Source organism: Candidatus Hakubella thermalkaliphila (assembly GCF_013281975.1).
GTDB lineage: Bacteria > Actinomycetota > Humimicrobiia > Hakubellales > Hakubellaceae > Hakubella > Hakubella thermalkaliphila.
The window spans coordinates 1-550 of sequence record NZ_BLRZ01000472.1; the positions used below are offsets into that span (position 1 = coordinate 1).

Annotated in this window: 1 protein-coding gene; it reads right to left on the reverse strand. The window is 46.9% G+C overall.

The features are described 5' to 3' along the window. On the reverse strand, positions 1 to 543 hold a 543-nt coding region (gene pssA / locus HW443_RS12780; RefSeq protein WP_258190560.1), incomplete at its 3' end, for a CDP-diacylglycerol--serine O-phosphatidyltransferase. Between the last annotated feature and the right edge of the window lie 7 nt (positions 544 to 550).

Consider the following 550-nt stretch of genomic DNA (forward strand, 5'->3'; position numbering starts at 1 on the left):
GACCACAGCAATGGCAACGAGTATCCAGAAAGGTTTTCTCTTTTTGAAATCAAGTTCTTTTACGCCATGAAACCTCAGCGTGCTGACCATGAGTATTGAAAGCACAAATGCGAGGGACAGTATAAAAATACTTTTTGAGCCTGGCCAGTTCATTTCGTTATAGAAGATAACTGCTGTTGCAACAACAGATGCTGCTGCAGGGGTAGGCATCCCTGTGAATGATTTTTTTTCAGTGGAGCCCATCTGCACGTTATACCTTGCAAGCCTCAGAGCGCCGCATGCCACAAAAAGGAATGCTGCTGCCCAGCCTATCCGTCCAAACTCCATAAGAGACCATTTGTAAAGTATCACAGCAGGAGCAACTCCAAATGATACAAGGTCTGACAGTGAATCAAGTTCTATTCCAAACCTGGTAGTGCTGTTCGTGAGGCGTGCAATCCCGCCGTCAAGGCCGTCAAAGACAACAGCTATCATTATTGCCCATGCAGCAGGGATATAGTCGCCTTTTAGGGCTGCGAGTATTGCGCAAAATCCGGCAAACATCCCGCAC